Genomic DNA, 21,607 nt, shown 5'->3' with positions numbered 1-21,607 from the left:
CGTTGCGTTCGACCAGTGTATTTCCTTGATTCACAGTGCGATTGCACAGTTTTCATCCCGGTCGGTCGGCAAGTTGGACATCGGCGGGGACCGCCGCAACCCCGCGCCAGGGGGATTTCAGTGAAAACTCAGGGAAATCCCGGTTGCCGGAAGCGATTTCGCAGCCAATCCTGGAAAAGGTGAACCCCCCGCTCGACTCCGGATCCGCCCCCGCCGCCGTCACCCGCTTCCGCCCGCACCGCCTGCCGTCCCGCCGCACCGGAACGCGCGTGGTCACCCCGCGCCGGGTGCACGACCTACGCGGCGATACCGTCTGCGAGCTGCGCTACCCCGCGACCGCGGCCGTGATCTTCTCGGGGGTGCCGGGCGCGGGTAAGAGCACGGCGCTGCGCAAACTGTTCGGGCTCACTCCGGAGAGCATGACGCCCACCGTGAGCAGGCACGGTGCGGTGCTGTTGGATTCACAGCACTCCCGGAACTGGTGGCAGCGGCGGCTCACCCGGGTGCCGTATCCACTACTGCTGCCGATCGTGCACCTCACGCACTATCTGCGGATTCGCCGCGCGCTGCACCGGGCGGACGGACCGGTCGTCATCCACGACTGCGGCACCCGGCAATGGGTGCGGCGCCTGGTGGCGGCCTGGGCGCGCACCGGCGGGCGGACCGTGCATCTGGTCATGATCGATGCCCCCGCCGCGCACGCCCTGGCCGGACAGGTGTCACGCGGACGGGAGGTCGGGCGGATCAGCTTCCGGCTGCACTATCTGCGCTGGCAGCGGCTGGTCGACCGGGCCGCCGCCGGCGTGAAGCCGCACCCCGCACCCGAGTCGGTGGTGATCCTGGATCGGGCGGCGGTGCGTGAACTGCGCGCGGTCTCCTTCGCGGCCTGAGCGGTCGCTCACCACCGGGCGATCGGAAGCCGTGTCCGATTCGCCCGGTCAGCGGGCGTGTGCGAACCCACACCGCCACACCCGCGTGAGCTGAGCCGCAATACCCTTGCCAGCCCTACCTGCGGTGATGTGTTCTGGCTATCCGGCTGGCGCCAGTCGTCCTCAGTTCCGACGCAGTACCCGACAACTCCTCCAGGGACACCACCGTCCCTCCCCCGGAAAGAGAGTCACCATGCGCGTTCGAACCATTACCGTCACCGCCGCGCTCGCCGGGGCCGCCATCGCCGGAGCCATCGCCGCCGGAACCGCCTCCGCCGCAACGCCGTTCGTCATCCCGCAGGCCGGAGCCGCCGGAGTGGAACTGTCCCCCGGTGAAACCCGCGCCCTCGCCGACAGCCCGATTCCCGCCCTCGCCGACCGCTACGCCCCCACCGGCCTGGTCACGGTGGGCGTGCAGCCCGATTCCAAACTCCCCCAGGACGATTACAACGTGTACGCGGGCCTGCGCGATATCGTGGCCGAGGCCGCCGATCGCCCGGGCGGCGCGGTCGACCTGATCGTCGATTCGGAAGGCGTTGTCCTGCTCCAGGACTGGTGAGCCCCGCGGCCGTTCCACTGCGGCCGGTCCGAAATGCCAAGCGCCCCGCACCTTCCCGGTGCGGGGCGCCATTCGGTGGGGCTGTCGGCTAGACGAGTACTTCCAATGCTGCGCGGTGCGCTTCGAAGGTGGCGGGGAGGTGGCCGGCCGGGTCGCCGTCGGCGGTGGCCGGGGCGTTCGGGGCGGTCAGGGTGATCGTGGAGGCGCGGTATTGGACGGTGGCGGGATGCTCGATGCGTTTGCCCGCCGACAGCGCCGGGAGGAGTTTGAGCATGTCCAGGCGCGGCATGGCGCCGACCACGGTCAGGTCCAGGAGGCCGTCGTCGAGTTCGGCGTCGGGGGTGATGAGCATGCCGCCGCCATAGGTCTTGGTGTTGCCGACGGCGACCATGACGGCGTCCAGTTCGATGACGGTGCCGTCCGGGTGGTCCGGCGAACCGTGCAGCTCGATCTTGTAGGGCACGGCCAGCTTGCCCGCGAGTTCGATGACCGCGGCCAGGGTGTAGCGCAGCGGGCCCTTGGGCCAGCGCATATGGTTGGCGCGCAAGGTGACTCGGGCGTCGAGCCCGGTGCCGGTGACGGTCGCGAACCACATGGGCTCGGTCGCGTCCTGCGCCTGCACCGTGCCCAGGTCGATGGTGCGGGTCTTCCCGCGCAACACCGTATCGACCGCGGCGGCGGTGTCGTCCGGGATGCCGAGCTGGCGGGCCAGGTCATTGCCGGTGCCGCCGGGAATCAGCCCGAGCGGCACATCCTTGCCGACGAGTCCCTGCAACACCACGCAGACCAGTCCGTCGCCGCCCGCCGCCACTACCGCGTCGGGCCGGGCGTACGGATCGGTGAGCGCTTCCCGCACCAGGCGGATGGTGTCGGCGGCCGAATCACCGCGCAGTTCGGTGACTTCCACGTCCCGCGCGGCGAAGGCGTCGGCCGCCGCGATCGCGACCTGCGCGCCCTTGCCCTGCCCGGACAGCGGGTTCGTCACCAGCGCGACGGAGCGAATCTTTCTCACGGGATGAGCTTCCCAGGATTGAGGATGCCCGCGGGGTCGACCGCGTTTTTCACCGCCCGCAACACCTGGACGCCGAGGTCGCCGATCTCGTCGGTCATCCACGGCCGATGATCCGCGCCGATGGCGTGGTGGTGGGTGATGGTCCCGGACGCCGCCACGATGGCATCGCCCGCGGCCCGCTTCGCCCGCGCCCACTGCGCGATCGGATCCGCGCCCTGCTTGGCGACGATGGTGAAGTACAGCGACGCCCCGGTCGGATAGGTGTGCGAGATATGGCACATGACCAGCGCCGGCGCCCCGCCCTCGGTGAGCGAATCGACCAGCGCGGCGGTCACTTTCGCCTTCAGGTTGGCCAGATTTGACCAGCTGGTCGCGGTTTCGAGGGTTTCGCAGAGAATCCCGACGTCCAGCAGCGCGTCCCGCAGGTACGGCGCGGAGAACCGGCCGTGCTCCCACTCGGCGGCCGGCTGTTCGCCCAGTGCGGTGCCGCCGGCGGCCAGCAGCAGCGCGTGCGCTTCGGCGCTGCGGGCGGCCACGTGCGCGGCGGTGCCCTCGAAGGTGGTGACGGCCAGGCAGCCGCCGACGGTCGCGCCGCCGACGTCTCCGGCGCGGGCCAGGTTGAGCCCGGTTTCGGCTTCGTCGGACAGTCGCATGACGGTCGGGGCCGCGCCGGTCTGGATGACGGTGCGCAGCGCGTTCGCGCCGGTGGCGAAGTCGGGGAACGACCAGGCCTGGTAGGCGGTGGTTTCGGGGACCGGGTGCACGCGCAGGGTGACCTCGGTGATGATGCCGAGGGTGCCTTCCGATCCGGAGAACAGCTCGCGCAGATCGGGTCCGGCGGCGGAGGCGGGCGCGCGGCCCAGGTCGAGAGTGCCGGTGGGCGTGGCGATTCGGAGGCGCTCGATCATGTCGTCGAAGCGGCCGTAGCCTGCCGAGGCCTGCCCGGAGGATCGGGTGGCGGCGAATCCGCCGATGGTGGCGAATTCGAAACTCTGCGGGAAGTGCCCGAGCGAAAAGCCCTGCTTGCCAAGGAGTTCCTCGGCCTGCGGGCCGGACAGCCCCGCGCCGAGGGTGGCGGTGCCGCTGATCGGATCCATTTCGGTGAGGTCGTTCAACCGTCCCAGATCGATGGCGATGACGGCGTCGAACGCGCCGCGCACCGGATCGAGCCCGCCGACGACGCTGGTGCCGCCGCCGAACGGAACCACCGCGATGCGGTTGGCGGAGCAATACTGCAGTAGCGCAAGCACTTCGGCGTGATCGGCGGGGAAGACGACGGCGTCGGGCGCGTCCTGCGTTCCATCGGCCCGGCGGCGCAACAGGTCCGGGGTGGATTTACCGCCCGCGCGAAGCAGCCGATCGCGGTGGCCGATCGAGACGTGCTCCGCTCCGACCACCGCGTCGAGCCCGGCATGCTGGTCCGGCGTGAGCGCGGAGTCACGCAGCGGCACGTCGCCCTCATCGCGACGGGTCACCGGTTCCCCGGACACCCCGAATACCTGCGCGAGCAGTCCCCGAATCTTGTCCGGCAACGGTTTGTGTCCGGACGGGGAGCCCCAGGCGTCCCACACCATACTCGCGCGGACCTGCGGCTCGCCCGGGTTTTCCGCCGATGTGGCTGCTGCTCGTTCTTCGACCATGCGTTACAGTCTGACATAGAATGTCAAGTAGTAACGAGAAGCTAGGTGGTGAGCCAATGACCGAACCATTGTCCGGCGTCGATCAGGCGATCCTGAAGGCAGCGCGCGAAGCCGTGATCGAGTTCGGCGTGAAGCGCACCACCCTCACCGAAGTGGCCAAGCGGGCCGGCGTCAGCCGCCCCACCGTGTACCGCCGCTGGTCGCACACCGGGGCCCTGGTGGCAGACCTGCTGGTGCTGGAGCTGCGCGAGATCGTCTGGGCAGCGGTCCCCGCGACGGGCCCCAGCCGTGCCCGCCTGGTCACCGCGGTCACCGAGGCTTCGGCTCGGATGCGCGCGAATCCGGTGTTCGGCAAGATCTTCCGTGCCGACACCGATCTCATGCTCACCTACGTGTTCGAACGCCTGGGCCGCAACCAGCGCAAGCTCATCACCCTGTTCACCACTGTCATCCAGGAAGGCCAGCGCGACGGGTCGATTCGCGCCGGCGATCCCCGCCACATGGCCACCATGCTGCTGCTGATCACGCAATCGGCGGTGCAATCGGCCGGCACGGTGGCGGATTGGCTGGACGCGGAGCACCTGGATATCGAGCTCGCGCATGCCGTCGACGCCTACCTGATGCCCCCTGCGACAACGCAGTAGGCGTCGCACCACCCGGCTCGCCGCCGTTGTCCTCATGCCACGACTCCCGGCTCACGCCCGCCAACGACCGCTCTCCACCTGCTTCCACCCCGCTCATCGAAAGGTCTTGCCATGACCGGTAATTCGGCCCAGCCCAATTCGGCATTGAATCGCGCACGGCGACAGCGGGAACTGAGCGCGCTCGGCGATGGCCAGGCCGTCGATGTGCTGGTGATCGGCGGCGGTATCACCGGCGTAGGCGTGGCCCTGGACGCCGCCTCGCGCGGCCTGCGCACTGTCCTGGTGGAGAAGCACGACCTGGCGTTCGGCACCAGCCGCTGGAGTTCCAAGCTGGTGCACGGCGGCCTGCGCTACCTGGCCAGCGGCGGCGTCGGCATCGCCCACGAGAGCGCGGTGGAACGCGACATCCTGCTCACCCGCACCGCGCCCCATCTGACTCGCGCCCTCCCGCAGGTGGTGCCGCTGCTTCCGAATGTCGGCGCCGCGCAGAAACTTCTGGTCCGCACCGGCTTCCTCGCCGGCGACGTCCTCCGCCGCACCGCGGGCACCTCGGCCTCGGTGCTCCCTCGCTCCCGCCGGGTAGCCGCCGCGGAAGCCCTGCGCTACGCACCGACCGTGCGCCGAAACGGCTTGCGCGGCGGCCTGATCGCGTGGGACGGCCAGCTGGTCGACGACGCCCGCCTGGTGGTGGCCATCGCCCGCACCGCGGCCGCGCACGGCGCCGCCGTCCTCACCCGTGTGGAAGCCACCGACGTAACCGGCACCACCGCCCACCTCACCGATCGCCTGACCGGCGAAACCCTCACCGTCACAGCCCGTTCCGTCATCAATGCCACCGGCGTCTGGGCCGACCAGGTCGACCCCAGCATCGAACTGCGCCCGTCCCGAGGCACCCACCTGGTCTTCGACGCCGCGGCCTTCGGTGGCCTCTCCGCCTCCCTGACGGTCCCCATCCCCGGCAGCACCAGCCGCTTCGTCTTCGCTTTCCCCGCCGCGCACAACCGCGTCTACCTGGGCCTGACCGACGAGGAAGCCCCCGGCCCGGTCCCCGACGTCCCGCACGCCACCGACGCCGAAATCGACTTCCTCCTGGACACGGTCAACACGGTGCTGCGAGAACCGCTGACCCGCAATGACATCCGAGGCACCTTCGCGGGCCTGCGCCCGCTCCTGCGCACCGGCGCCGACAGCACCGCCGACATCTCCCGCGAACACGCCGTCCTGACCTCCCCCACCGGCGTGATCACCGTCGTCGGCGGCAAACTCACCACCTACCGCAAAATGGCCGAAGACACCGTCGACGCCGCCATCGCCCACGCGAACCTCCCCGCCGCCGTCTGCCGCACCCGCGATCTCCCCCTGGTGGGCGCGGTCTCCGGCGCAGCCCGCGACCGCATCCAAGCCCCCACCCGCCTGATCGAGCGCTACGGCAGCGAAGCCGCCACGATCCAGGCCCTAGCGGCGGAAAACCCCGACCTGGCCACCCCCGTAGCCCCCGGAATCGATGTAACCGCAGCCGAATTCACCTTCGCCGTCAACTACGAAGGCGCCCTCGACCCCGACGACCTCCTCGACCGCCGCACCCGAATCGGCCTGGTCCCCGCCGACCGCGCCGCCGCCACCCCCGCAGCCGAGGCACCTTTCACCACGACCAGCCACTGACTAACGACCCCACTCCCCCGACCATCACCTCAAAGTGAAACACCAACCCGGGAAAGTGCCTCTCCCATGATCAACGGCACATGAGCGAGGCAACACCCCGCCGACCCCCTCACTCATGTGCCACTCAACCCAATCCCCCGGTACCTCGGCTCGAAAGGCGACAACGGCCGGAACGACGCCGGAAGGCGAGGCAACGGCTCCCACCAGGGGGACCACAGTCGGGGACGCCAGGCGAGGCGACCCCACTATTCCGTCAAATCCCTGGTTACGCCCACAAGGCAGCAATACGAGCCGCCTCGGACTTGCCCTGGGCGCGACCACATTCGGCGGCCGGGACACGAGTGACCGTGTCCAATGGATTGGTGCCGAACGACGCCAGAGAGGGTTCGTCGGGACGGATCACCTCCACCCGAGAGCCGCCCTCACGCAGCGCCGCCACCTCACCCTCCAGGAACACATCCGGATTGGCCGCGATGATGAGGATGCGCGCCGCACCGGTGGCGTAATCCGAGTTCGTCGAGGTCCGGACGCCGCCGTCCACATACCGGGTGCCCTCCAGCGACACCGGCGGCCAGACCATCGGGACGGCGGAACTGGCCGCCACGGCGTCGATCAACGCGACGCCGGAGTTGCGATCGAAGGCCCGGGCCGCGCCGTCGGCAGCGTCCACGGCGATGACCAGCAGGTCGCGATCCGGCCAATCATGAATGGGCAGGCGGGATTCGATGACGGCGCGACGCTGGGCCTCCGGGATGGTGTCGGCATCCAGGGCCGCCGCGGCCAGCCGACGGCTGATCTCGACCGGATCGCCCGGCGCCTGTTCGGCGATGGCGCTCCACACCGCGACCATCAGGGTGAGCGGATCACCGGGCGGCACGATCTCATGGCTCTGCAAAGCCGGATCGACCTGGCGCGCGAACAATTCGGCGAAGCTCAGCCCACTGCTCAACTGCACCGCCACATTCGAGCCCGCCGAGGTGCCGAGCAGCAGATCCGCACCGCGGACATCGACACCGGCATCCGCCAGGCCCACGACAATGCCGGTCTCCCAAGCGATCCCGGCCACTCCCCCGCCGCCCAGCACCAATGCCCGCTCGTGCGCCATGCTCGCTCCACTCCGCTCGGAAAGACCTGTCATCCGAATCTAGCGCGAGCCGCCGACAACGCTCACCCGAAGACGTTGCAGCCCGATCCGGTGCTCAGCCCGGTACCGGCCGTGACATCGACATACGGGAACACCTCGGTACCAGCTCGGTTCTGCTGGAAGATCTGCAACCGATGCGCGCCGGTCGTGGCCGGCTTCCACTGCGCCTGCGCCAGTCCGCCCGACGGATACGCCCACGCGAACGGCACCGCATTGTCGTAGAAGATCACCGGCGTGGACGGATCGTCCACATAGCCGTTGACGGTGTAGGAACAGCCCGTCCCGTAATTGGTGGCCGACCCGAACGAAATCCCCGGTTCCACCCCGACCCGGGTCCCCGTGGCGGCGGCCGGTCCCGCCGAGACGGTGAGCGCCGCCGCGGCCAGTCCCACGGCGATAGCGAACGAACGAGCCCCGGTGGTGCGGCCCGCGGTACCGATGATCGTGCCCATCATGATTCGGTCCTAATCCGTACTGCCGGAGCCGGGTGCACCGGCACGATCTTCCGATCCTCACCCCCGCCGCCCGATCCCGCTACGCATTACCCCAATTCCGTCGCCCGTGTCGGATTCGCGGGGCGGAGCGCTGCGCCGAGCAGGCCGGGCGTCCTATGCTGGGCTGCGACGTAGTGAGCGCCGGCAAAGGAGGCGCCCATGGGGCGGATTCCGACCACAGTCACGCTGGTCCGAGGGGAGGGCCTGGTCGCCAGATTCGGGAATGTGATCATTCTGGTCTCCGGTGAAAGTCCCTCCACCGAGCGGATTCTCGGTGCGGCCGAGACAGCCGCCAAGTCCGGCGATCCCGGGGTGGCGATCGCGCAGCGGCTGGCCGCGACCGTGTTCAGCGGCGGTTCCGCGCACCCGCCCGATTTCGGGGTGATCGCGCCGACCGCGGGCGGCCTGCTGGTGTTGCTGCGCGGCCCGATCCGCGCCCTGGTCAACGGCCCCGAAGGCACCCGCCAATGGTCCGGCGAACGTGCCATGACCTGGGCCGACGAAATAATCCGCGACCCGATCCGCCGCCTCACCGTGGCTCCGGACGGTGTCGCCACCACCGAGATCCCGCACACCGATCTGCGCTCCGGCGTGGTCCCCGCCGGCGGTTTCATCGTGCTCGCCCCGCCCCGGGGCGTCAGTACCGCGCCCAGTTCCACCACCGGCGTCCTGAAGCAGCCCGATCTCCCCGACGCCGGGCTTCCCGACTCGACCATGCACGTGGCCCCGCCCACCCGATCGACGTCCCCCACCACCGGTCCCGAACCGGTTCGCCGGCGTTCTTCCGACGCGGGGATTCACTCCGACGCGGCCGCTCGCACCGCTGACGCGCCAGGCAGCCATCCCGGCCCGCCGGTCCGACGTGAGGCGCCGGAGTCTCCGGCGCATCCGGGTGGGCAGCGGCGCACGCCATCGCGCGCAGCCGCGGAGGATCGGCCGCAGGATGGCGTGACGGACAAGAACGAGGCCGCCGATGTGCTGGCCAAGCGCACCCGGGCGACCCAGCCCGGGGTGGGCTCCGCGCCGGAGACGCAGGTGATTCCCGAAGTGGATCCGGTTGCCGCGGCCGCTCCGGATATGCGGAAGGGGGCGAAAGCTCCACAGCGCGAGAATGATTCGGCCCGGCCTGGGAAGCGGGCCGATCGTCCGGATCCGGCCGATCAACCGCCTACCGCCGCCTTCGACGCGAGCGCGGCGGCGGCCGAGGAAGCGCCGCCGGAAACGAGCGCGATGCCCGCCGCGGTAGGGGTGCTGGGTTCACCGGAGGGCGCGGTGTATCCGCTGGACCGGCCCTATGTGCTCGGCCGGGATCCGATGATCGACGAGTCGGTGCGGCGAGCGGCGGCCTCGCCCATCGTGATCCCCCGCGACCGGCATGTGTCGCGGGTGCACGCCTATCTGTCGGTGGAGGCCGGGAAGGTGCTGGTCCGGGACGCTTCCACACCCGGTGGCACGTTCGTCGCCGCGCCCGGTGCGCAGGATTGGATCCGGGTGGGCCAGAAGGCCACCGAATTGCCGCCCGGCTGGAGCTTGCGGATCGGCGAGCGGGTGTTCACCTTCCGGGCGGAACCATTGCGGCGGTGAGGTTTTCGCCGGTGAGCGCCGACCAGTCGCCGGCGTGCAGATCGGCCAGCGACCACGGGGAGACGCGCAGGCGAGCGCGGACCGCCTGCTGGGCCGCCGCGACATCCGCGGGGTGATGGCCGAGCACGGTCGCGCCGACCACGAGTTCACCGGAGAGGATGAGCCGCCGATACGAGTGTTCGGACGGGCGGTCGATGACGATCACCCGGTCGCGCGGTCCCGGCTCGGACCGGCCGATGGTGAACAGTTCCAGCCCGACGCCCTTGAGGATGGTGGCCGGTGTTTCCGCGCTGAGCACCTGGTCACCGCCGAGCGCATTGACGGCGGCGGCCTGCGCTTGTTCGGCCGCGATCGGCCACAGCCCCAATACGCGGTCCCGATGCTCGGCCACATCACCGGCCGCGTACACGTCCGGCACGCTGGTCCGCATCCGGTCGTCGACCAGGATGCCGCGTCCCACCGCCAATCCCGCGCGCCGGGCCAGCTCGATATCGGGGCGGATGCCGGTGGCGGTCAGGAACACCTCGCACGGCACGGTCGTACCGTCCTTCAAGATCGCGGCGCGCACTCCGGGATCGCCGGTCAGCCGGGCGGTTTCGGCCCGATGCCGCACCTCGATCCCCCGCCGGACGAAATGGCCCAGCACGATGGCGGAGCAGCGGGGATCGAGCTGCTTGCTCAGCAGGCGCTCGCCGCGTTCCAGCACCGTCACCCGAAGTCCCAGCTGGTGCAGGGCGAATGCGGCTTCGAGACCGAGCAGGCCGCCGCCCGCCACGACCGCGCGCGTGCACCCGCGCTGCTGGGCGTAGGCGCGAATCCGGAGCGCGTCGCCCGCCTCGCGGAGCACGAAACTGCCCGGGCGGCGCAGTCCGTCGATCTCGGGCAGTGCGGCGCCCGCGCCCATGGCGAGAATCAGCCGGTCGTACGGCAGCACTTCCCCGGTGCCGAGCCGAACTCGCCGCGCCCGGGTATCCAGCGTGGTGGCGAGGGTATTGAGCCACGGTGTGATGCGGTGCTCCTCGTACCAGTTCTCGGGCAGCAGATGCAGGCCCTGCATGGCGGATCGGCCGTAGACCAGCCGGGAGATGCCCATGCGGTTGTAGAAGTCGTGCGCTTCCCGCCCCACCAGGTGGATTTCGCACTCCGGGTGGCCGCGCCGGAGGAAATCGGCGGCGGTGACACCGGCGATGCCATTGCCGACGACGACCACGCTCACCAGGGATCGATCGAAATGCACCGGGGTGTCGGTGTTTCCGCTGCCCGGCTGCGGCGTGAGCGCGACTTCGACATCGCCGCCGGTCACCCGCGCACAGCAGGCCATGCGGGTATTGTCGGCGAAACCCAAGCGGCGCAGGGTGTTCCGTTCGTCGGGCGTCGGCTCACACAAGTTCTCCGCACCGCCGAGCACCGCGACCGGGTCCGCGCCGCACACGCCCATCCGGCAGCCCGCCTCCAATGGCAGTGCGCCGCGTTCGGCGACGTCCAGCAGGCTCATGCCCAGGTCGGCGGGGATTCGGGTGGGTCCGGGTTCGAACAGCACCGAAGCCGGTGCGGTGGTGAGGTTTCGGGACGCTGGGCGGATGCGCGGGAACGGCAGCAGGACGGGAGCGGTGCGGGTGCCGGTGTGCTGGGCGTATTGGAGGGCGGTGATCTGGGTACGCGCCAGCCAGATCAGGGTGGCGATGAATACCGCACCACTGATCAACCAGTGCAGCCAGGACGCGGGGATACCGGTGACCGTGGTGAACGCACCCGCCAGGACCGATCCGGCGAACCAATAGAAGATATCCAGGGCCGCAACCGAATACCCCGCCGTGAGCAGGGCCGGGCTGAGGTCGGTCAGGGACTCCAGGGCGAAGTACACGCCGACGGCCGCCAGCATGGCGATGCCGAGCACCGCGTAGCGCTGCACGATCGACACCTCGGGATGTCCTGTGACGGTGAAGAATCCGAGCACGAACCCGGGTAGCGCGGCGGCGAACAGCTTGCGCGGGGCACTCCAGCCGCGATCGGTATCGGCCAGATCGGCGAGGTAGGCGGCGCGGGGTTTGTAGTCGTAGCAGTTCTTGGCGCAACCGACGCAGGGGCGGCAGTGATTGTTGGCGACGGTGACGAAAGGCGTTCGGCCGTACGCACGTTGCAGCGGGAACAGCGGGCAGATGGTGCTGCACCAACCGCTCTTGCCCTTGAACGCGACTCCGCCGGTGAAGGCTGCCAGAGCGACCAGGGCCAGTACTGCCGCGGTCGCGACGCCGCTGCGGTCCAGACCGGCGAGCCGGGAACCCGCGATGCCGAAGAACAGAACTACGGCCAGCAGGAATCCGCGCTCGCGGATCCAGCGGGGCGCGGCGGCGGCACGAGTGAAACCCAGCAGGCGGGGCAGCTGATTGGTGGCGGCGAGCGGGCAGACATTGCGCCACAGGCCGGGTGCGAACAGGAACAGGCCCGGGAGCAGGGGGACGATCACCTGGAACATGACGAACAGCCCACCGGCCGGGCGCACCAGCAAGGCAACGATCAATGCCAGGTAGATGGCCATGCTGCCCACCCGCACCCCTTGCCAGAACCGCAGCGGGATATGCGAGGGCAGTTCGGTGAAGACGGGGAACAGATTCCGCCGCCCGGTCGAATCGATGCCCAACAGCCGTTCGCCCCACACCACAGCCGCCGATGGAGCCGTCTCGCCTGGCGGCGGTGGCGGGGCATCGGCCGATTCCGGCATGAGATTCGTTGCGGCACTGGTGTAATCGGTCGGCTCATGGTCCGGCGTGCGCAGCACGATGATCTCGCTACGCCCCAGCCGCAGCACATCCCCGGTCGCCAGCACCTGCCGCCCGTCCAACGGCACCCCGTTCACGGTGGTCCCGTTGCGGCTCCCCAGATCCACCGCCGACAAGGCCGTGGGCGATGGCACCAGCCGCAGATGCTGCCGCGAAACACCGTCATCGGCAAGCACTTCCCCGCCCCGCCCGCACCCGAACAGCACCGGCCCGTCCAGGACCAGCCGCCGCACCGGCCGGCCCCATTCCCTGATCTCGATCAGCGGCTGCCCCGCCATAGCCCCGCCTGCCTCTCCACGTCCCGACCCGTCACCGACCCGGACGCCCGCCCCCGGCCAGCGCCGACAGTCCCTCGCGCAGGCGCAGCACCCTCACATACCGATAGCGCTTCCCGAGCCGCCGGAACCCGGCCGCGAGCGCCAGCCCCGCCCCGACACCCACAGCGGCACAGACGATCAGAGCCGCCACCGTCGGCTCGGTCCCCAGCAGCACCCAGGCCGCCCCCACCGCCGCGATCCCGAGCAGCCCCGTACTCACCGCCAGCCCAACGGTCGATGCGAAGCGAGCCTGCCCGTGCCGCAGTGCGCGCGAATTGGATTCGGCATAAGCGCCCGCGAACAGCACCAGCAGCAATACCCCGAACGCCGTAGCCGTCGTGAGCGACTTCTGCGCGGTATGCACCCCGAACCGATAGGACGAGGTCTCGCTCCCATTCCGAGACAACGTCAGCTCCCCCGTCAAATCCCCCGCCACCACATACTGATTCACCGGCACAGGCACCGCGACCTCCCCGCCCCCACCCGGCAAAGCCACTGCCTCACCCCCGACCGGCACCCCCAGCACATCCCACGACAACTTCACCGAATCCGCATCCACCCCCGAAACAGCGACCGGCACCCCCTGCGACAGATCCACATCCACCCGGCTCACCGCCCCCGGATCCACCCCACCCACCCGAATCATCCCCGCAGGCGGCACATCTCGCCCACCCCCACCCAACCCCAGCACCGCCACAGCCCCGACCACCGCCGCACAAACCGCCCCCGCCAGCAACAGCACCCGAGCCGGCTTCAACCGCACCACCTGCTGCACCGGCACCAGATCCCCACGATCCACATCCACCAGCCGAGCCCCCTCATGCCGAATCGGCTGCCGCGGCCGCACCAGCACGAGCGAGCCCGCGGCCCAGCCCGACGCCGCGGAAGTCCTTCGAGGCACCGAACCGCTCGCAGCGGGTGCCGCCGTCCCACCCGCAGCAGGTCCGCCATGCCGTCCCGCACCGCCCGGTTTGGACGGTCCGGCCCCACCCGAACCAACGGCGCCGGGGTATCCACGCTCAGCCGGAGTTCGCGGCCCAGCACCGCCACGCGACAACTCACCTGCCGCCCCCGGCCGCGCACCCGACTGCCCCGCAACGGGTTTCCGCGGACCGTCCGGGGGCGTGCCCGCGCGTCCCACGTGTCCGCCCCCGACCGAATCCGTCCCACGCCGCCCGGAAATCTGTCCCGGACCGGCATCCGGTCCGGGAGTGGGCCACCCTCGGCCCGGGGTAGCCGGACGCATCACGGTTTCCGCATTGCGCCAACCTGATTCGCCGCGCTGATCGGGTCCGTCCGGCCCGGCACCGGGCGACGTACCGGTGGGCCGATTCGCCCAGCCGGGCGTGGCCGGGCTGATTTCGGTCTCGGCATTGCTCCAGGCGGATTCGTCTTCCGGGGGCGCGCCGGGCCGGGAGCCCGGGGCTCGGACGGTCGGTTCATTCGCGGCCGGGTCCGGGGCGTGATGGGGTTGCGGCGTCCGATTCGGGCCGGTCGGTCGTGGAGTAAGGCCGCCCGGCATCGAATCGCCGGGTCGCCGCGCCCGATACGCGCCGGAAGGCGGTGTCGGGGCGCCCGTGAAACCGCCGGCGCGAGGTTGGGGGGTAGGGGAATCTCGGGTCGAGCCGCCGGTGGGGGCTTCGGGGTCGTGCAGGGGTGACCGGCCGCTGCCGGGCTGGGGTGTGTGTGGAGTCCAGGCGCCGGCGGGACTGGGGGTGAGGGGGCGGGAGCCGCCGGTGGCGGCGGCGACGATGGTGTCCGCGCCGACCACGGGGATGCCGACGGGGGTGAGCCAGCCGGTGCCCCAGCAGAAGGCGGCCGGTTCGGCGAGGGCGACGCCGAAGGATTCGGCGGTTTCGAAGCGGGCGGCGGGGTCGGGGGCGAGGCCGCGCATCACCACTTCGGCGATGGGCTCGGGGACGAAGGGGGCCACTTCGGTGAGGGGTACGGGGTCGCCGTAGGCGTGGGCGAAAAGCATGGCGAGGGCGTCTTCGCCGGGCGGGAAGGGAAGGGTGCCGGACAGGAGCTGATAGAGCATGGTGGCCAGGGCGTAGACGTCGGTGGCGGGCGAGAGCTGCTGGCCGCGAACCTGTTCGGGAGCGATGTAGGAGGGGGTGCCGATGATCTCGCCGGCACGGGTGACCAGGGTGTCCTCGCCGCCGACGATCTTGGCGATACCGAAATCGGTGAGTTTGAGGGTGCCGTTGGCCGCGAACATGAGGTTCGACGGCTTCACATCGCGATGCAGGATGCCGTTGCGGTGCGCCGCGTCCAGCCCGGCCGCACACGACAGCGCCACCGCGACCGCCGCCGTCGCCTCGAATCCCGCTGCGATGAAACGATTCTCGACCGTCCCGCCCGGCAGATACTCCAGCACCAGCAGGCACAGATCCTCGTGCTCGATGTAGTCGTACACCGGCACCACATGCGGATGATCCAGCCCCGCCATCACCCGCGCCTCGGCCACGAACCGCCGCCGCACCAGGGCGTCGCCGACGAAGTGCTCCGGTATCCGTTTGATGGCCACGCGCCGGTTCAGCCCGCGGTGCACGCCCGCCAGCACCACCCCGCACCCGCCCCGCCCGACCTGCCCGCCGACCTCGTACCCGGGCAGCGCCGCACGCACGCGCGCGATATCGCTCCCCGCCGCATCCCCCGCACTCATCCCCCGACTCCTCCCCGCCGTGGTCGCCGTGCCTCCGGATTGTCCCGGATCGTGGGCTCATCCGGATCCGTTTCGCTCCCGGGCGGACCCGGAACCCACCGCACGGTCGGTAACGCAGGCGAGGACTTCGCGCCGCTGTCCCGCCCGATGGTGGTGTCCCCCACCCCCGGTCCGCCGGGAACGCCCCGAACGACCGGACCGCGACCGCCCAGGGGTTCGTGGCGGATGGTGGGCTCGTCCAATCCGGCTGGGTCCTTGGGGAATACCGGGCCGGGGGTTTGGTGATGGACGGTCGGGGCGTCCGTAGGCGTGGCGGCGAAAGCCGTGGTGGCGGGTTCGAGGTCCTGGGCGGTCGGTGGATGGGCCGGATCGGGGAAGGTGAGTGTTCCGCCGGGACGCATGGGGTGGGCGACGGTGCGGAAGGAGCCACTGTCGAGTTCCCTTGCGGCGGCCAGGTCTTCGGCATCCAGGCCGAGGTCGTCGGGCCTGCCCGGCGTGGGAGAGAGGTAACCGATCAGGAAGAAGACGGTGGCGGTGATACCGGCCAGGGCGAGCCAGAGACCGGTGCCGGGCACCCACCAGCGGGCCACCGAGGCGGTGAAACCGGTCATCAGGCCCAGGCCGATGCCGGGCGCCAGCAGGCGGACGCCGCGCTGCCACCGGTTGGCCGAAAGGCGATGGCGGGCAACGGACAAAGCCGCGTCGGCGATGGCCAGACAGGTCAGGACAGCGAGGATGACGCCGAACAATCCGTAGACCGAGAAGAGCGAGCCGCGGACGTCGATGACGGTGTGCACGGTGGTCACCGCGTTACCGTCGGAACCGATGAGGGTGAGGTCGGAGCCGATCAATCCGGTGGCCTGGCCGTCCAGCCCGGCGGGGTCGAGACGGTAGGTGAGCTTCTCGGTTTTGCCCGCGGCGACGGTCATTTCGACCGAGGTGGAATAGGAGAAGAAGTTCAAGCCGAGTACGTGACCGGTGAAGTCGATGCGCCGCACCGAGACCGGCTTGCCGGTGTCGTTCTTCACCTCCATCACGATCGGCGTCACCTTGCCCGGATCCAGGCGCACCGGATGCGCCGCGGTAGCGCCCGTCAATGCCCGGCCGTCGATGGTGGCGGTAGCGCTCACGCCGCCGGCCGCCGCGGCCGGGCCCGCCCCGAACCCGGCGGAAACGAAAGCGGTGAAAAGGAATACGACGAAGGCGGCCGATCCGAGCAGCCGCAGGACCTTGGTGATATTCATCGGGGGCTCCGTGCGGGCAGGTGGGAAACCAGGCGGTGGCCGTAGTACCAGCCGCCGATGAGCAGGAAGAAGAGCAGGATCGTGGCCGTGGCGGCGCCGCCACCGACCTGACTCACCAGGACGATGTCCAGGTTGGCGGCCAGCTTCTTACCGCATTCGGCGGTCACCTGATACTGGCCGATCTCGGTGCCGCCGGTCTTCAGCGTCGCGCCGAACGTGCCATCCGCACCCGCCGTGGTCTCGCCGACCGCGGCATTGCCGATCGAAAGCTTCACCGCGGCACCGGAATCACAACCGCGACCGGTGGCGGCCACATCGGTGCCGGGCGTCACCGCGACGGGATTCAACTCCAGCGCGCTGGTATTCGCGGCCGGCTGCGTACCGCCACCGCTCCCGCCCTGCGGCTGTGACGTGCCCGGATTCGGCTGCGGCTGTTCTTGATTCCCGCCGCCGTTGCCGGTCCCGCCACCGCCATTGCCGGATCCACCGCCACCGCTGCCGCCATTACCGCCTCCGCCGCCGGATCCGGTGCCGCCATTACCGCCACCATTGCCGCCTCCACCGCCCCCGGAATTCGGCGTCGTGATGTCGGGGCAAGTCCCGTTGGCGGGCTTGGCACTGCCATTCGGACAGGTCTCCGTCACCGGCGGGCACGTCGCGTTCGCAGCCACTACCGACCCATCCTGGCAATTCTTGGATGTCACGATGGGCGGACACGTCGCATTCGTGGCCACCACACTGCCGTCCGGACAGGTCTTGGAGGTCACCACCGGCGGACAAGTCGCGCCCGCGGCCACCACCGACCCGTCGGGGCACGTCTTCGACGTAACCACCGGCGGGCAGGTCGCATGCGTAGCGACCACGCTCCCGTCCGGACAGGTCTTCGTGGTCGGCGGGCACGCGGCATTCGTCGACACGACCGATCCATCGGGGCAGGTCTTCGACGAAATGACCGGCGGGCAAGTCGCACCGGCCGCGACGACACTCCCGTCCGAGCAGGTCTTGGTGGTCGGCGGGCAGGACGCGCCCGCTTCCACGACGCTCCCGTCCCAGCAGGTCTTCGTCGTGGGCGGGCAGGACGCGGAGGCCGCGACAACGCTGCCGTCCCAACAGGTCTTGGTCTTCTCCACCTGCGGGCACGTCTGGTTCCCGTACACGACCGTCCCGTTCGAGCACAGCGTGCCATCGGGTTCGCCGTTGCCGCCCTTGCCACCGGAATTGCCGGTGCCGTCACGGGTTCCGGTGCAGTCGGGTGAGCCGCTGCAATCGCCGCCGGTCCGGTTGCCTCCGCCGTCGGAGTTGTATCCGTTCGGCGCGGGGGTGGAATATCCTGTGCCGGGCACGTTTTGGGCGGCGGTAGCCTGGGCCATGACGAACGGCGCGGCGGTGTCGGTCAGGGTGGTCGTCGCGGAATCGTCGGGGTTCGCGGCGCCGATCCCGCAGACCAGGGCGATCACCCCCAGCGCGAGCGCTATCGCCGCGATGCGGGTGAGGAGACTCGAACTCCGCACGCCGCGTAGGAATTTCGCACGCCTGGCAAACTTGCCGGCACGCCGACCATCATGTGCACGTGTCATCATCCGGCGGACCTCGCTCGTTCCGATGGTAAGTCCGGCACTCCCCCGTGTGCAGGCTTCTCACCCAGGCGTTACCTGAACGCTAAATGCGGCCGACCGGCCGGTCGTGGGTAGCCCGCTACTCGAGTTCATCGCCGGTATATCGCGATTCGCGGCGGCGGCGTTCATACCGGTCCGCACACCGGACCGCGCCGAACCGTGGGGCGTCGCGCGACACGCCGGGCCGGGGAGCACAATGGCGCATATGCACCGTGCCGCGCCGAAAGCCGATATCGACGAATCCGCGCTGACCGTGACCGCCCCGAAGACCGCGGCGGCCGGCGTCAAGGCGGTGACCGTGGCGCTCGAGCGCGCGGTCGAGGAGATGGGCGTGGTGCGCACCGCACGCACCCTGGCCAGGGTGAATCAACGGCACGGGTTCGACTGCCCGGGCTGCGCATGGCCCGAACCGACCGGTATGCGTCGCCCGGCCGAGTTCTGCGAGAACGGTGCGAAGGCGGTGGCCGAGGAAGCCACGCTGCGCACCGTCACCCCCGAGTTCTTCGCCGCGCATTCGATCGAGGAGCTGGCCGGCAAATCCGGATACTGGCTGGGGCAGCAGGGCCGCCTCACCCATCCGATGGTGCTGCGCCCCGGCGACACCCACTACTCCCCCATCGAATGGGACGACGCCTACCGGCTCATCGCCGAGGCCTTGAACGGCTTGGCATCGCCCGACGAGGCCGTCTTCTACACCTCCGGCCGCACCGCCAACGAGACCGCGTTCCTCTACCAGCTGCTGGTCCGCCGCTTCGGCACCAACAATCTGCCGGACTGTTCCAATATGTGCCACGAATCCTCGGGCGCGGCCTTGACCAGCTCCATCGGCATCGGCAAGGGCTCGGTGACGATCGACGACTTCAAGCACGCCGACCTGATCATCGTGGCCGGCCAGAACCCGGGCACCAATCATCCGCGCATGCTGTCCGCCCTCGGCGAGGCGAAAGCCCACGGCGCCAAGGTGATCGCGGTGAACCCGCTGCCCGAGACCGGTCTGCTCGGTTTCAAGGACCCGCAGACCGTGAAGGGTTTCACCGGCGGCATCAGCATCGCCGACGACTTCCTGCAGATCCGCCTCGGCGGCGATATGGCGCTGTTCCAGGGCCTGGGCAAACTGCTGTTCGAGGCCGAGGATCGCGCCCCGGGCACGGTGGTGGACCGGGCGTTCGTGGACGCGCACACCGCCGGGTTCGCCGAATACGAGAAGCAGATGCGCGCCGTCGATCTCGGCGTGGTCGAGGAGGCCACCGGCCTGACCCGCGCGGATCTGGACCGCACCGCGTGGCTGCTGACCGAATCCAAGGCCGTGATCATCTGCTGGGCCATGGGTTTGACCCAGCAGGTGCACGGCGTGGCCACCATCGAGGAGGCCACCAATCTGCTGCTGGCGCGCGGCATGATCGGCAAGCCGGGGGCGGGCGTGTGCCCGGTGCGCGGGCATTCCAATGTGCAGGGCGATCGCACCATGGGCATCTGGGAGAAGATGCCGGAGACCTTCCTGGCGGCGCTGGACCAGGAGTTCGGCATCACCAGCCCGCGCGAACACGGCTGGGACACCGTCGATTCCATTCGCGCCATGCGGGACGGGCGCGGCAAGGTGTTCTTCGGCATGGGCGGCAATTTCGTCTCCGCCACCCCGGACACCGAGGTGACCGAGGCCGCGCTGCGCAATTGCGAACTGACCGTGCAGGTTTCGACGAAACTGAACCGCAGCCACGTGGTGCACGGCCGCACCGCGCTCATCCTGCCCACCCTGGGGCGAACCGACGAGGATCTGCAAGGCGGTGCGCGCCAGCAGGTTTCGGTGGAGGACTCGATGTCGATGGTGCATCTGTCCACCGGCCGCCTGACCCCGGTGAGCGATCAGCTGCGCAGCGAGGTCGCCATCGTGTGCGAGCTGGCGCAGGCCCTGTTCGGTCCCGGCGATCCGATCCCGTGGGCCGAGTTCCGCCGCGACTACGACAAGATCCGCGACGCCATCTCCCGGGTGGTGCCCGGTTGCACCGACTACAACGCGAAAGTGCGGGGCCGCAACGGTTTCCAGCTTCCGCATCCGCCGCGGGACGCGCGCGAATTCCGGACCGCCACCGGCAAGGCCAATTTCGCGGTCAACGATCTGCACTGGCTGCCCGTGCCGGAGGGCCGCCTGATCCTGCAGACCCTGCGCAGCCACGACCAGTACAACACCACCATCTACGGCCTGGACGACCGTTACCGCGGCATTCACAACGGCCGCCACGTGGTGCTCGTCCACCCGGAGGACATCGCCGAACTCGGTTTCGCCGAGGACGATCTGGTCGACGTCATCTCCGAATGGACCGACGGCACCGAACGCAAGGTGACCGGATTCCGCCTGGTCGGCTATGCCACGCCGCGCGGCAATGCCGCCGCCTACTACCCGGAGACCAACCCGCTGGTTCCCCTCGACCATGTGGCGCGCCGCTCCAACACGCCGGTCTCCAAGGCGGTCACCGTCCGTCTCGAACGCCACGTACACACCGCATGAGCCGCGTCACCGCCCGCCGCCGCACCCTGCGCATCGGCCCGAACGGCGTCATCACCCGCCCCGATTCGCTGGCCGTGGAGGAGCCGCTCGAGATCCGCACCTCGGGCAGCTCCCTCACCGTCACCATGCGCACGCCCGGCGCGGATATCGACCTCATCCACGGATTCCTCTACGCCGAGGGCATCATCGATACGGTCGAGGACGTCGTCACCGCCCGCTACTGCGCGGGCACCGACGAGAACGGCCAGAACACCTACAACGTGCTGGACGTGCAGCTGCGCAAGCCGGTGGAGATCGCACCGCGCAACTTCCTCACCAACAACGCGTGCGGGCTCTGCGGCAAGACGGCCTTGGACGAGGTGCGCACCCGCATCCGGTATCCGCTCCCCGCCGAAGGATTGCGGGTCGATCTCGACATACTCGCCAAGCTCCCCACCGAACTCCGTTCCCGCCAGCAGGTTTTCGACGCCACCGGCGGCCTGCACGCCGCGGCCCTCTTCACCGCCGACGGCACCGCCCTGGCGGTACGCGAGGACATCGGCCGCCACAACGCCGTGGACAAACTGATCGGCTGGGCCCTACGCGAAAACCGCCTCCCCGCCCACGATCTCCTCCTCATGGTCAGCGGGCGCGCCTCCTTCGAACTCGTCCAGAAAGCCGTCATGGCCGGCATCCCCCTGCTCGGCGCGGTCTCCGCCCCGAGCTCCCTGGCCGTAGACCTCGCCGCCGACTCCGGCCTCACCCTGATCGGCTTCCTCCGCGGCGAAACCATGAACATCTACTCGGGCGAGCACCGCGTCAACCTCTGAAC

At 69.9% G+C, this 21,607-nt stretch carries 15 protein-coding genes; 7 read left to right on the top strand and 8 right to left on the bottom strand.

The window, feature by feature from the left end; all coding sequences use genetic code 11:
* Nucleotides 1-179: 179 nt before the first annotated feature.
* On the top strand, nucleotides 180-890 hold the full coding sequence (locus tag LTV02_RS38360) for an ATP-binding protein (protein WP_233036364.1): 711 nt from the start codon (nucleotides 180-182) through the stop codon (nucleotides 888-890).
* Between the two features lie 232 nt (nucleotides 891-1,122).
* Nucleotides 1,123-1,488 (top strand): hypothetical protein, encoded by a 366-nt coding sequence (locus tag LTV02_RS38355; protein WP_233036363.1) that lies wholly within the window; start codon nucleotides 1,123-1,125, stop codon nucleotides 1,486-1,488.
* An 88-nt stretch (nucleotides 1,489-1,576) separates the two neighbouring features.
* Here LTV02_RS38355 and LTV02_RS38350 read toward each other — a convergent pair whose 3' ends face one another.
* A complete protein-coding gene (locus tag LTV02_RS38350) occupies nucleotides 1,577-2,500 on the bottom strand; it encodes a diacylglycerol/lipid kinase family protein (protein WP_233036362.1) in 924 nt (307 codons plus the stop codon).
* Nucleotides 2,497-4,074 carry an FAD-binding oxidoreductase gene (locus tag LTV02_RS38345; protein ID WP_233041894.1) on the bottom strand — a complete coding sequence of 526 codons (1,578 nt, stop codon included), beginning with the start codon at nucleotides 4,072-4,074 and terminating at the stop codon, nucleotides 2,497-2,499. The genes LTV02_RS38350 and LTV02_RS38345 overlap by 4 nt, the downstream gene beginning before the upstream one ends.
* Nucleotides 4,075-4,196: 122 nt before the next feature.
* Between LTV02_RS38345 and LTV02_RS38340 the strand changes: the two genes are divergently transcribed.
* The gene (locus LTV02_RS38340; RefSeq protein WP_233036361.1) at nucleotides 4,197-4,784 is read left to right on the top strand and encodes a TetR/AcrR family transcriptional regulator; all 588 of its coding nucleotides are present in this window, start codon (nucleotides 4,197-4,199) and stop codon (nucleotides 4,782-4,784) included.
* Nucleotides 4,785-4,895: 111 nt separating this feature from the next.
* On the top strand, nucleotides 4,896-6,446 hold the full coding sequence (locus LTV02_RS38335; RefSeq protein ID WP_233036360.1) for a glycerol-3-phosphate dehydrogenase/oxidase: 1,551 nt from the start codon (nucleotides 4,896-4,898) through the stop codon (nucleotides 6,444-6,446).
* Between the two features lie 265 nt (nucleotides 6,447-6,711).
* On the opposite strand, the gene LTV02_RS38330 is transcribed toward LTV02_RS38335, so the two are convergent.
* Together LTV02_RS38330 and LTV02_RS38325 are read right to left on the bottom strand one after the other, a co-directional pair.
* Entirely contained in the window at nucleotides 6,712-7,551 is an 840-nt protein-coding gene (locus tag LTV02_RS38330; RefSeq protein ID WP_233036359.1) for a patatin-like phospholipase family protein, read from the bottom strand.
* A 62-nt stretch (nucleotides 7,552-7,613) separates the two neighbouring features.
* Nucleotides 7,614-8,045: a hypothetical protein gene (locus LTV02_RS38325; protein ID WP_157762669.1), complete on the bottom strand. Its 432-nt coding sequence runs from the start codon at nucleotides 8,043-8,045 to the stop codon at nucleotides 7,614-7,616.
* 198 nt (nucleotides 8,046-8,243) lie between these two features.
* On the opposite strand from LTV02_RS38325, the gene LTV02_RS38320 reads away from it, so the two are divergent.
* A complete protein-coding gene (locus LTV02_RS38320; protein ID WP_233036358.1) occupies nucleotides 8,244-9,668 on the top strand; it encodes an FHA domain-containing protein in 1,425 nt (474 codons plus the stop codon).
* Here LTV02_RS38320 and LTV02_RS39445 read toward each other — a convergent pair.
* Genes LTV02_RS39445 through LTV02_RS38295 form a run of 4 tightly spaced genes read right to left on the bottom strand, consistent with a single transcriptional unit; the run spans nucleotide 9,637 to nucleotide 18,185 of the window.
* Nucleotides 9,637-12,726, bottom strand: a complete 3,090-nt coding sequence (locus LTV02_RS39445) for an FAD-dependent oxidoreductase (RefSeq protein WP_269821595.1) — start codon at nucleotides 12,724-12,726, stop codon at nucleotides 9,637-9,639. The two genes, LTV02_RS38320 and LTV02_RS39445, sit on opposite strands and share 32 nt — an antisense overlap.
* Before the next feature lie 31 nt (nucleotides 12,727-12,757).
* Nucleotides 12,758-15,430, bottom strand: a complete 2,673-nt coding sequence (locus tag LTV02_RS39440) for a serine/threonine protein kinase (RefSeq protein WP_269821594.1) — start codon at nucleotides 15,428-15,430, stop codon at nucleotides 12,758-12,760.
* Nucleotides 15,427-16,674: a hypothetical protein gene (locus LTV02_RS38300; protein ID WP_233036357.1), complete on the bottom strand. Its 1,248-nt coding sequence runs from the start codon at nucleotides 16,672-16,674 to the stop codon at nucleotides 15,427-15,429. The genes LTV02_RS39440 and LTV02_RS38300 overlap by 4 nt, the downstream gene beginning before the upstream one ends.
* Complete coding sequence (locus LTV02_RS38295; protein WP_233036356.1) at nucleotides 16,671-18,185, bottom strand: hypothetical protein; 1,515 nt, start codon at nucleotides 18,183-18,185, stop codon at nucleotides 16,671-16,673. Before LTV02_RS38295 ends, LTV02_RS38300 begins: the two co-directional genes overlap by 4 nt.
* A gap of 310 nt (nucleotides 18,186-18,495) precedes the next feature.
* Between LTV02_RS38295 and LTV02_RS38290 the strand changes: the two genes are divergently transcribed.
* A complete protein-coding gene (locus tag LTV02_RS38290) occupies nucleotides 18,496-20,796 on the top strand; it encodes an FdhF/YdeP family oxidoreductase (protein WP_233036355.1) in 2,301 nt (766 codons plus the stop codon).
* Nucleotides 20,793-21,605 carry a formate dehydrogenase accessory sulfurtransferase FdhD gene (gene fdhD / locus LTV02_RS38285; protein ID WP_233036354.1) on the top strand — a complete coding sequence of 271 codons (813 nt, stop codon included), beginning with the start codon at nucleotides 20,793-20,795 and terminating at the stop codon, nucleotides 21,603-21,605. Before LTV02_RS38290 ends, fdhD begins: the two co-directional genes overlap by 4 nt.
* The last annotated feature ends 2 nt before the right edge of the window (nucleotides 21,606-21,607 follow it).

The sequence above is a fragment of the Nocardia yamanashiensis genome (assembly GCF_021183565.1).
Lineage (GTDB): Bacteria > Actinomycetota > Actinomycetes > Mycobacteriales > Mycobacteriaceae > Nocardia > Nocardia yamanashiensis.
Note: the sequence above shows the minus strand (reverse complement) of the source record. Positions and strands in the feature narration are given on the sequence as shown.